2 protein-coding genes are annotated in these 12,278 nt (G+C 47.6%); both read left to right on the top strand.

The window, feature by feature from the left end; all coding sequences use genetic code 11:
• The first annotated feature begins 84 nt into the window (after positions 1 to 84).
• Positions 85 to 6,153, top strand: a complete 6,069-nt coding sequence (locus tag P6910_RS08150; RefSeq protein ID WP_317145773.1) for a hypothetical protein — start codon at positions 85 to 87, stop codon at positions 6,151 to 6,153.
• Positions 6,150 to 12,209, top strand: coding sequence for a hypothetical protein (locus tag P6910_RS08145; protein ID WP_317145772.1), 6,060 nt, complete (start codon positions 6,150 to 6,152; stop codon positions 12,207 to 12,209). The genes P6910_RS08150 and P6910_RS08145 overlap by 4 nt, the downstream gene beginning before the upstream one ends.
• Positions 12,210 to 12,278 lie beyond the last annotated feature (69 nt).

Raw genomic sequence — 12,278 nt, 5'->3', positions numbered from 1 at the left:
CATGAGCCATTAAAAGCGGCTTCCTCGTCTGGCGTGGCCATCACTTTACAAGGTAACAAAGGTACTCAGCTCTGAGTTAGTAGAATGAAAAATGCTCGCCCCAATGCATTAAGCCTTGCTGTGGTCGTTGCAATCAGCTCCTCCATCATTGCTACTCAGGCTCTCGCGGATCGCAGGCTACAGACAAAGTCTTTCGATATTCAGGGCAATAAACGTGTGGAGTTTACCTGGGGTGAGGTCAGGGTTCAGCCAACCTTAGATGATGGCCAGCAGCCAATACCGAAATCTTTTACAACCACTTACCCTGATCGTACTCAAGTCAGAGCGGACTATGACGTTCCTTCTGAAGGTTTTACAGACATTCTTTCCGACATCGAGGGTGGCGTTTCCAGTATTGATCTGTTTGAAACCGACGACAATGACATTGCCCGTAAGTACACCAAAGTCCTGAAAGTCGGTAATGAAGGGATCTTCAGGTTCACCCATAACCTTGCAGAAAAAAAACTGGTCATTGAGGTCAGAGACGGAATGACCGACCAGGATTCCATTGAAGCTATTCGAAATCAATCTGGTGACATCCAGCCATTAGATCCGTTAACAATGATCGCCAGTCCCGAACAACTGGCCGGATTACTGAAGGGTGCCAATGAAAGAGCAGGAAAGCTTGGTAAAGTTGATGACTATGTCGCCCTTGCCACCATTGAAGTAGACGAAGTTGAAGTGAATGGGCGCACCTTCATGCGTCTTGTCGCTGCTGGCGATGAGCCTCCCGAGTTGCAGCGTCTTGGTCAATCGCTCTTTATCAATGATGAAGCGCTTCTGGCGGCAGCCACCTCTGCCTACACGCAGGTTCATGTTCTGGGAAACGATTTGCAGCAGGAAGCTCTGAATGAGCTGTTGTCCTGTCATAAACCCGTCGGCTATGTTGTTCACGTCGAGGATGAGACACAGGTTTATCCTCTGCCTGCGGGTTATCCAAAGCTGGAAGTGGATCAGGTTTCGGGGGAAATGATTGTTTTCCGTGGTCAGAAACAGAATCCCACCGATATTGCCTTTGTGGAAAGCCACTATGATCTCTGGAATAAATTTAAAGACCAGAGTACACAGGTTAAAAAAGACAAGGTTAAAAGCTACCAGTACGTTATTAGAAGCAGGCAAATGGAGCTGCTGGAGGAGTTTGCTGCTGAGCTGGCTGCACAAAATGATGCTGAGCCGAACGAAGATCTACTGTCCAGGCTTGCCTACTATGAATCTCTTCAGCAGGCATTAGCCAGCGCCACTCCAGATGGAACCGATGAATTTGAGTTCACGACGAGGCATATCAGAGACGCTTCATCAGTCATCAAACCAATCTGGGTGCAGTTTCAACTCATAAAAAACTTCAACTTCAAACCTGTGCTTAAAAATCTTCTGACCCACCATAATTTTGTTCAGAATATTCAGAATTTTTTACTCAACAACGCGGTTAAGGCTTCTGATGTTGGCGAAGGCACAAAGTTTTCCTCCAGAGTCATGGATGACATTGCCGGACAGATGCTTGAGATGGTAAGTACGCTGGAGAAACTTCGGGCAAGAGAGGCCGAACCCGCCGTAAAACAAGTTATTGATGCTACAACAAAAGCTCGCAACGCTCATGTGGCGGCAGTACTTGGTATGAATGACTGGGATGATACCTGGTCACTGGAAGAACAAGCCAGACTCCTCAGAAAGAAAATTGATGAAATAAACCGATCGGTGGCCGCAATATTTACCGGAACAGAGGTGACTCCGGAGCAGGCTGTAAAAAATACACTGGCAGTGATTGAAGGCCAGTTCGACATTGTTTCAGACAATGAAAACGATCTGGGTGGCCGCTCTGAGTTCATTCTAAAGCATCTGCAACAACAGGCAGACCAGGCCGATGAGGTATTCCGGGATAAACTGACGATAATCGAAGGTCAGCTCGGTCTGCCTGCAAACAAAAAAGATGACCTGAAAGCCCGTCAAGAGATGATTCAAATGCACCTTTGGCTGAGTTTGGCCAAGGTGGGTCAACAGCCCTATTTTCAGCGTCAATATCAACAAAAGCTGGAAGCAAAGAAAAACTGCTTACAGAAACTTCGGCACATGGTCAATCTACTTCCAACGATTGACAAACACCTTCGTGATTCTGTGGCATTAGCAAGAGTACATATTAACACCCAACTGGGAGCAGAGCCTGGTAATGATAACTGGGACGATACCCAGCTAGAAAGAATCATCGGGAAGAAAATTCTTGAAACCAAAAGATCTCTTGACGAAAAAGATGCTACAACAACACAGCCATGGCAAGAAGCTGTAGAAGCAAGACTGGCGCCCATTGACAGCAGGTCAGGTATTACTCTGAACCATGAAGATGATCTGGATACCTGCTATCAGTCCATTCAACAACAGCTGCAACAAAAGGTAGAACTCAACAATGTGGTCATCCAGAACTCACTGACTCACTTTGAAAGTATGCTCGGTCTGGTCTCAGATAACAGAAAGAATCCGGAAGTCCGTCGACAGGCTATTCAGCAACACCTCAAACGACAGCAAGCCTGGGTCGCTGAACAACTTCTTCAGCATGAGGACTCCAGAACAGATACTGAAATAAAAGCTCGTTATGCAACCATTGCCGTGCATTTAAACATTCAGGATTTTGATAGCAATACCAATGTTGATGCTCAACAGGAACACCTGCTGCAAACATTTAAGACAATGAAAGCCCGGGAAGAAGGTCTGCGTCAACAACTTAAGGCAATGCGTTATCAGCTCGATATAGAGAATTTTTACAAAAAAGTCAGAAAAGAGGCTCTGGCAGTGGTTCTTGGTATTGATCCGGCCAAAGACACCTGTCTGGAAGACCCCGCCAATATGGAATCAAAGGTAATTGACAAGCTCTCCGAACTTTCAAAGCTGAAAATTGAACTGGAAGACATCAAAACACCCGGCCATCCCAAACTGATGCCCGAGGTACTGGAGAAAATTCGTAGGGTATTAATAGCTCTGGAAGGGGGTAGATACTTCAGACAAAAGCAGAGTGTGTATGTCCTTCGTCAGTTCATTTCTGTAGGCATAGATCAGGACATCAGAGAGGCCAGAAAGCGGTCAGAAGAAAAGGCCCATTCCATGCTGGACCGTGTGGAAAGATTACTCAACATCGAGATCAATGAAGGTGATTATAAAACAGCAAGACTCGAAAGGATTCTTGCAAAGCTTGATGCCGGTGATATCTCAAAAGACGAGCTGGATGGGATGCACGAGACGCTCTCTGGTGAAGACAGGCCAGACTGGGAGGATCTGGAAGGGAACCCTTTGGAAATGGATATCAAACGCATGACGATTCGTGATCGTCTCAACTATATAATCAAAGAATCGGATCAGCGAGCCAGAGAACAACAAGCAAGTCGTCTTATCGTTCTGGAGAACGAGCTGGATATCTCCCCTCATGAAAACCCTCATGCTATAGAGAGAGGCAAAAGTTTCACAGCTAAACTGGCCAGTGATCTGGAGGTAGAGTTTAAAGACGATGCCAACCTGTCTGTCCGGCAATATGTTCTAAGAGACAGAATTCAGGAATTACGGGATAGAGTAAGCGAACTCTATGAAGATGAGAGTGCCAGGAGAATCCGTAACAATAAAATTGCTCACCAACTCAACATTAAAGATTATAAAGATGATGCCAGGATCGACGACCAGAACCGTCTGATTGCAGCAAAACTCCAACAGCTGGATAAAGAAGTTTTGAAAGCGGGTCAGCCTGACGTTAATGAGCGTATCGCAGCCATTGATGATGAGCTTGAGAGGCAAATCGCTCGTCTGGGGCCTAAACCACGGTACAGGCTTGATCGTGATGTAGCCATAGCCAAGTGGTTAATTGCAAAAGCTGAAATTGAGCTGGCAGGTACTCATCGCAGGCTGAACAGGCTTCGTAGCAATGAAGATTACACAAATGCCCATGGTCGGGACGAATCCCATGAAGTCGAGGGTGAACTGCTCTTAACCAGGAAAAAATATACTCAGGTCACGGGTGGGGGTGATGGTACTGACGACAAGATCCGGCATCTGGTTCAGGAACAGGCCCATCTGGAAGATGAAATTGAAATCAAGAAAGCAGACATTGAGAGACTGAAGGAAGTCCTGAAGGCGGCTGAGCGGGCCATCAAACATGACGGGAGTCCCTTCCAGTATTTACCGAAACAGGTAAAAGTTCGGACCGCTATGCACGCCTTCGTACAGCAAAACTCTCTCAGAAAACAAGCTCTTGAAACGGCGATGGGTCTGGCAGAATTAGCAGCAGAAAGCGGTAAGACAATATCCTACCTTCCGATTTTCGATTTTGACGATGAATTTGCACCGAATCACTTGCAGGCAATGGTCGGAGACCAACTGACGCTTAAACAGGCCAGTCGGATTGTGGAAGTTTTCAAGAGCCTGAAGACGACCTTCCCGGAATCCTCTACAGAGCCTGTTGAAGCTCTGCTCGAGAATGATCTGAAAAAAATCTTCAGGCTTGTGCACAAGGCCAGGCATGGGATGAAAAAAGGGGCTCAGGAATACGACGACGAAATCCGCAGCATGAGCAAAACAGCCCTTCACTTCATTCAACATCAATCAGAGGACCTGAAAAGCTTCCCGGAATACTTCGCTCCCCATTCTGCCAGTGGTAACAAGATCATAAGTTTGCTGCATGAAGGTCTGATCAGCAAGGTTGAACTTAAGAACTACATAAAGTCTGTCAGAGGTGTCGAAGGTTATCAGACAGTGGATGAATTTGAGCACTTTCTTGGCTACGAACACGGCGTCAAGTTGCCTGAGTTCAGGAAGGTTATCCAGCTGCTATCCGACAAGGATGCCAGGGAATTCATACAGAGTGTCTTTACTCCTGTGCCCAAAACCGCCTCTGGCCCGGCAGCTATGAAAAAGTCGATTGCCGGCATAAAAGAGTATGCGGCAGCGGTCATCGCCAACTACGTTCTTGACGATATTGCCTTTGACAATGGCCGCAGAACGGCAGCGTTTCTGGCCAATGTTCAGGATACCCTGACACCTTATGCCAATGCTGTCGGACTCTCTGAAACAGAACTGATTAAGGCTATCCATGGCACCTTGATGCAGGCTCATGCCGCAGCGGTTGAGTATCAGCTCAATGACTACTGGGGCAAACCTTCCGCCTTTCTGGTACAGGCTGTCACCTGGTACTTCTCCAGCTATAAACCTCTACTGGCAACCCATACCACACTGCAGGCCGCCGAGCAGTCTCTCTTGAACATGTCATTCCTCTATCTTCTGGATCTGGCCAACCGGGGGGATTACCTGCACCGGATGCTCATACCTTTCCAGAACTGGCTGGAACGCTTCGGTGTTGATCTTGACCGAACCGGGCAATATGCCTACCACCGCGGAATTGAAAAAGTTTCTGAACTGGGCGGACTGGCCATGCCATTGGGCAAGGCCGCTTCTTCAGTCATTCTGCTGAGAACCGGCGCCATGCTCTTTGCCAGGCAGCACAACGCCAACCCTCAAATGTATCGCAGCATTTCCCGTCTGGTGCCCGAACTAGTGAAATCCATGGGTTCCGGACAAGGGGTTCAGGTACCGCTGCTGCACCGGGCGACACCACAAAATGTGAAAACCCTCGCCTCGGCCACAGCCGCTCTGGTGCTGGGTCCGGTAGCCACGGTCGGAGCATACGCCCACGGCCTTATATCCGGATTCACTTATGCCCAAAGCTTCGGATTCGCGCTGGCGTCGAGTCTCGCTTTCGACTTTTTTATGAACGACAACAAGATGCTCACTCAATGGCTGGGTGGACCTCTGGGGCGCAGTCTTGACAAGATTAATCGCTGGGCAGGCGTGGGGGAAACGACAGATAACTATGTGAAACGTACAACGATTGCCAGGCCCCAATGCTTCGATGAAACCGATGCAGCCTATGCAAACCATGTTAAAGCAAATAACACCCTCTATGGCTGGACGCGACACGAAAATTACCTGCATTTCCGCGAACGCCGGGATCGCACCATGAAACTGTTTGAGAATGGCTGGGAGAAATACTTCAGGGAAAATGTGCCTGAGTGGTCGTTCTCCCATGCAGAAAGTATTCCTTACTCCTACACTCTGGGTGCCCTCTATGGCTGGGTAGTCGAATGACAAATGCTCGCCCCAATGCATTAAGCCTTGCTGTGGTCATTGCAATCAGCTCCTCCATCATTGCTACTCAGGCTCTGGCGGATCGCAGGCTACAGACAAAGTCTTTCGATATTCAGGGTAATAAACGTGTGGAGTTTACCTGGGGTGAGGTCAGGGTTCAGCCAACCTTAGATGATAACCAGCAGCCAATACCGAAATCTTTTACAACCACTTACCCTGATCGTACTCAAGTCAGAGCGGACTATGACCTTCCTACTGAAGGCTTTACAGACATTCTTTCTGGCATCGAGGGTGGCGTTTCCAGTATTGATCTGTTTGAAACCGACGACAATGACATTGCCCGTAAGTACACCAAAGTCCTGAAAGTCGGTAATGAAGGGATCTTCAGGTTCATTCATAACCTTGCAGAAAAAAAACTGGTCATTGAAGTCAGAGACGGAATGACCGATCAGGATTCCATTGAGGCTATTCGAAATCAATCTGGTGACATCCAGCCATTAGATCCGTTAACAAAAATCGCCAGTCCCAAACAACTGGCCGGAGTGTTGAAGGTTGCCAATGAAAGAGCAGGAAACCTTGGTGAAGTTGATGACTATGTCGCCCTGGCCACCGTTGCAGTAAACGAAGTTGAAGTGAATGGGCGCACCTTCATGCGTCTTGTCGCCGCTGGCGATGAGCCTCCCAGGTTGCAGCGTCTTGAGCAATCGCTCTTTATCAATGATGAAGTGCTTCTGGCGGCAGCCACCTCAGCCTATACCCAGGTTCATGTTCTGGCAGATGATTTGCAGCAGGAAGCTCTGAACGAGCTGTTGTCCTGTCATAAACCCGTCGGCTATGTTGTTCACGTCGAGGATGAGACACAGGTTTATCCTCTGCCTGCGGGTTATCCAAAGCTGGAAGTGGATCAGGTTTCGGGGGAAATGATTGTTTTCCGTGGTCAGAAACAGAATCCCACCGATATTGCCTTTGTGGAAAGCCACTATGATCTCTGGAATAAATTTAAAGACCAGAGTACACAGGTTAAAAAAGACAAGGTTAAAAGCTACCAGTACGTTATTAGAAGCAGGCAAATGGCGTTGCTGGAGGAGTTTGCTGCTGAGCTGGCTGCACATAATGATGCTGAGCTGAACGAAGATAAACTGTCGAAGCTTGCCTACTATGAATCTCTTCAGCAGGCATTAGCCAGTGCCACTCCAGATGGAACCGATGAATTTGAGTTCACGACAAGGTATATCAGAGACGCTTCATCAGTCATCAAACCAATCTGGGTGCAGTTTCAACTCATAAAAAACTTCAACTTCAAACCTGTACTTAAAAATCTTCTGACCCACCATAATTTTGTTCAAAATTTTTTACTCTTCAACGCGGTTAAGGCTTCTGATGTTGGCGAAGGCACAAAGTTTTCTTCCAAAGTCATGGATGACATTGCCGGACAGATGCTTGAGATGGTAAGTACGCTGGAAAAACCAAGGGCAAGAGAGGCCGAACCCGCCGTAAAACAAGTTATTGATGCTACAACAAAAGCTCGCAACGCCCATGCGGCGGCAGTACTTGGTATGAATGACTGGGATGATACCTGGTCACTGGAAGAACAAGCCAGACTCCTCGGAAAGAAAATTGATGAAATGAACCGATCGGTGGCCGCAATATTTACCGGAACAGAGGTGACTCCGGAGCAGGCTGTAAAAAATACACTGGCAGTGATTGAAGGCCAGTTCGGTATTGTTTCAGACAATGAAAACGATCTGGGTGGCCGCTCTGAGTTCATTCTTCAGCATCTGCAACAACAGGCAGACCAGGCCGATGAGGTATTCCGGGATAAACTGACGATAATCGAATGTCAGCTCGGTCTGCCTGCAAACAAAAAAGATGACCTGAAAGCCCGTCAAGAAATGATTCAAATGCACCTTTGGCTGAGTTTGGCCAAGGTGGGTCAACAGCCCTATTTTCAGCGTCAATATCAACAAAAGCTGGAAGCAAAGAAAAACTGCTTACAGAAACTTCGGCACATGGTCAATCTACTTCCAACGATTGATAAACACCTTCGCGATTCTGTGGCAGCAGCAAGAGTACATATTAACACCCAACTGGGAGCAGAGTTTGGTACTGATAACCGGGACGATACCCAGCCACTGGAAGAACAAGAAAGAATCATCAGGGAAAAAATTCTTGAAATCAAAAGATCTCCTGACGAAAAAGATGCTACAACAACACAGTCATGGCAAGAAGCTGTAAAAGCAAGACTGGCGCCCTTTGAAAGCAGGTTAGGCATTACTCTGAACCATGCAGATGATCTGGATACCTGCTATCAGTCCATTCAACAACAGCTGCAACAAAAAGTAGAACTCAACAATGTGGTCATCCAGAACTCACTGACTCACTTTGAAAGTATGCTCGGTCTGGTCTCAGATAACAGAAAGAATCCGGAAGTCCGTCGACAGGTCATTCAGCAACACCTCAAACAACAGCAAGCCTGGGTCGCTCAACAACTTCTTGAGCATGAGGACTCCAGAACAGATGCTGAAATAAAAGCTCGTTATGCAACCATTGCCATGCATTTAAACATTCAGGATTTTGATAGCAATACCAATGTTGACGCTCAACAGGAACACCTGCTGCAAACATTTAAGACAATGAAAGCCCGGGAAGAAGCTCTGCGTCAACAACTTAAGGCAATGCGTCATCAGCTCGATATAGAAGATTTTTACACCAAACTCAGACAAGACACTCTGGCAGTGGTTCTTGGTATTGATCCGGCCAAAGACCCCCGTCTGGAAGACCGCGCCAGTATGGAATCAAAGGTAAATGACAAGCTCTTCGAGCTTTCAAAGCTGAAAATTGAACTGAAAGACATCAAAACACCGGGCCATCCCAAACTGATGCCCGTGGTACTGAAGACAATTCGTGGGGTATTAATAGCCCAGACGGGGGGTAGATACTTCAAACAAAGTGAAAGTGTGTATGTCCTTCGTCAGTTCATTTCTAAAAACATACGTCAAGACATCAGAGAAGCCAGAAAGCGGTCAGAGGAAGAGGCCCTGACGGCACTGTTCCAAATGGAAAGATTACTCAACATCAAAGTCAATAGAGATGATTACAAAACAGCAAGACTGGAGAGGATTCTTACAAGACTTGATGCCGGTGATATCTCAAATGACGAGCTGGATGGGATGCACGAGACGCTCTGGTGGGAAGACAGACCAGACTGGGAGGATCTGGAGGGAAACCCTTTGGAAATAGATATCAAACGCATGGCGATTCGTGATCATCTCAACTATATAATCAAAGAATCGGATCAGCGAGCCAGAGAACAACAAGCAAGTCGTCTTATCGTTCTGGAGGACGAGCTGGATATCGACCCTAATGAAAACCCTCATGCTATAGAGAGAGGCAAAAGTTTCACAGCTAAACTGGCCAGTGATCTGGAGGTAGAGTTTGAAGACGATGCCAACCTGTCTGTCCGGCAATATGTTCTGAGAGACAGAATTCAGGAATTACGAGATAGAGTAGGCGAACTCTATGAAGATAAGGGTGCCAGGAGAACCTGTAACAATAAAATTGCTCATCAACTCAACATTAAAGATTATGAAGATGATGCCAGAATCGACGACCAGGACTGTCTGATTGCAGCAAAACTCCAACAGCTGGACGAAGAAGTTCTCAAAGTGGGTCTGCCAGACGTTAATGAGCGTATCGCAGCCATTGATGATGAGCTTGACAGGCAAATCGCTCGCCTGGGACCTAAACCACGGTACATGCTTGATCGTGATGCAGCCACAGCCAGGTGGTTAATAGCAGAAGCTGAAAGTGAGCTGGCAGGTTTTCATCGCAGACTGAATAAGCTTTGTAGCAATGAAGATGACACAAATGCCCATGGTCGGGACGAATCCCATGAAGTCGGGGGTGAACCGCTTTTAACCAGGAAAAAATACACTCAAGTCACGGATGGGGGTGATGGTACTGACGGCAAGATCCGGCATCTGGTTCAGGAACAGGCCCATCTGGAAGATGAAATTGAAATCAGGAAAGCAGATATTGAGAGACTGAAGGAAGTCCTGAAGGCGGCTGAGCGGGCCGTCAAAAATGACGGGGGTCCTTTCCAGTATTTACCGAAACAGGTAAAAGTTTGGACCGCTATTGACGCCTTCGTAGAGCAACACTCTATCAAAAAACAAGCTCTGGAAGTGACATTGGGTCTGGCAGAATTAGCAGTAGAAAGCGGTAAGACCATACCCTACCTTCCGACTTTTGATTTTGATGATGAATTTGCACCGATTCACCTGCGGGCACTGGTCGGAGACAAATTGACGTTTAGACAGGCCAGTGGGATTGTGGAAGTTTTCAAGAGCCTGAAGACGACCTTCCCGGGATCTCCTATAGAGCCTATTGAGGATCTGCCCGGGAGTGACCTGAATGAAATCTTCAGGCTTTTGCACAGGGCCAGGTATTCGATAAAAAAAGGGGCTCTGGAATACGACGACGAAATTCACAACATGGGCAAAACAGCACTCCACTTCGTTGAGCATCAATCAGGGGGCCTGAAAAGCTTTACGGAATACTTCGCTACCCATTCTGCCAGCGGCAACAAGATCATAAGTCTGCTGCGTGAAGGTCTGATCAGCAAGGTTGAACTTAAGAACTACATAAAGGCCGTCAAAGGTGTCGAAGGTTATCAGACAGTGGATGAATTTGAGCACTTTCTTGGCTACGAACACAACGTCAAGTTGCCTGAGTTCAGGAAGGTTGTCCAGCTGCTGTCCCACAAGGGTGCCAAGAAATTCATAGAGAGTGCTTTTATGCCTGTGGACCTGACTGCAAATGGCCCGGCAGGCATGAAAGAGTCGGTTGCTGGCATGAAGGAGTATGCAGCAGCGGTCATCGCCAACTATGTTCTTGACGATATTGCCTTTGACAATGGCCGCAGGACGGCAGCGTTTCTGGCCAATGTTCAGGATACCCTGACACCCTATGCCAATGCTGTCGAACTCTCTGAAACAGAACTGATCAAGGCTATCCATGGCACCTTGATGCAGGCTCATGCCGCAGCGGTTGAGTATCAGCTCAATGACTACTGGGGCAAACCTTCCGCCTTTCTGGTACAGGCTGTCACCTGGTACTTCTCCAGCTACAAACCGCTACTGACAACCCATACCGTCGGGCAGGCCAAGGCGCTGTCCCTTGCCAATATGTCGTTCCTCTATCTTCTGGATCTGACCAACCGGGGTGATTACCTGCACCGGATGCTCATACCTTTCCAGCACTGGCTGGAACGCTTCGGTGTTGATCCTGACCGAACCGGGCAATATGCCTACCACCGCGGAATTGAAAAAGTGTCTGAAGTGGGCGGTCTGAACATGCCATTAGGTAAAGCCGCTTCCTCCGTCATTCTTCTGAAAACCGGCTCCATGCTGTTTGCCAGACAGTACAACGCCAACCCGAAGATGTATCGCAGTATTTCCCGTCTTTTGCCCGAACTAGTGAAATCCATGGGTTCCGGACAAGGGGTTCAGGTACCACTGCTGCACCGGGCGACACCACAAAAAGTGAAAACTCTGGCTTCTGCCACAGCCGGTTTGCTGCTGGGTCCGATAGCCACTGCCGGAGCATATACCCATGGTCTTTTATCCGGGTTTACTTATGCCCAAACCTTCGGGTTCGCTCTAGCATCGAGTCTCGCTTTCGACTTCTTTATGAACGACAACAAGATGCTCACTCAATGGCTGGGTGGACCTCTGGGTCGCAGTCTTGACAGGATGAATCGCTGGCGAGGCGTGGGTGAAACGACAGATGAATATATAAAACGTACCGCTATTGCCAAGCCTCAGCGCTTTTATGAAAACGATGAAGTGTATGCAAACCGTTTTAAAACAAGTGACATGATTTATGGCTGGACGCGACACGAAAATTATCTGCAATTCCGTGAACGCCGGGATCGCACCATGAAGATATCCGGGAATAGCTGGGAGAAATACTTCAGGGAAAATGTGCCGAAATGGTCATTTTCCCACGCAAAAAGCATTCCTTACTCCTACACTCTGGGTGCCTTCTACAAATAACAAAAGAGCGATAATCGAAAAGTTCAGGGTCACGATAAGAGAAAAACCCTTAATCAGGCTCTCTACCCA

The organism is Endozoicomonas sp. 8E, from assembly GCF_032883915.1.
Taxonomy (GTDB): domain Bacteria; phylum Pseudomonadota; class Gammaproteobacteria; order Pseudomonadales; family Endozoicomonadaceae; genus Endozoicomonas_A.
Note: the sequence above shows the minus strand (reverse complement) of the source record. Positions and strands in the feature narration are given on the sequence as shown.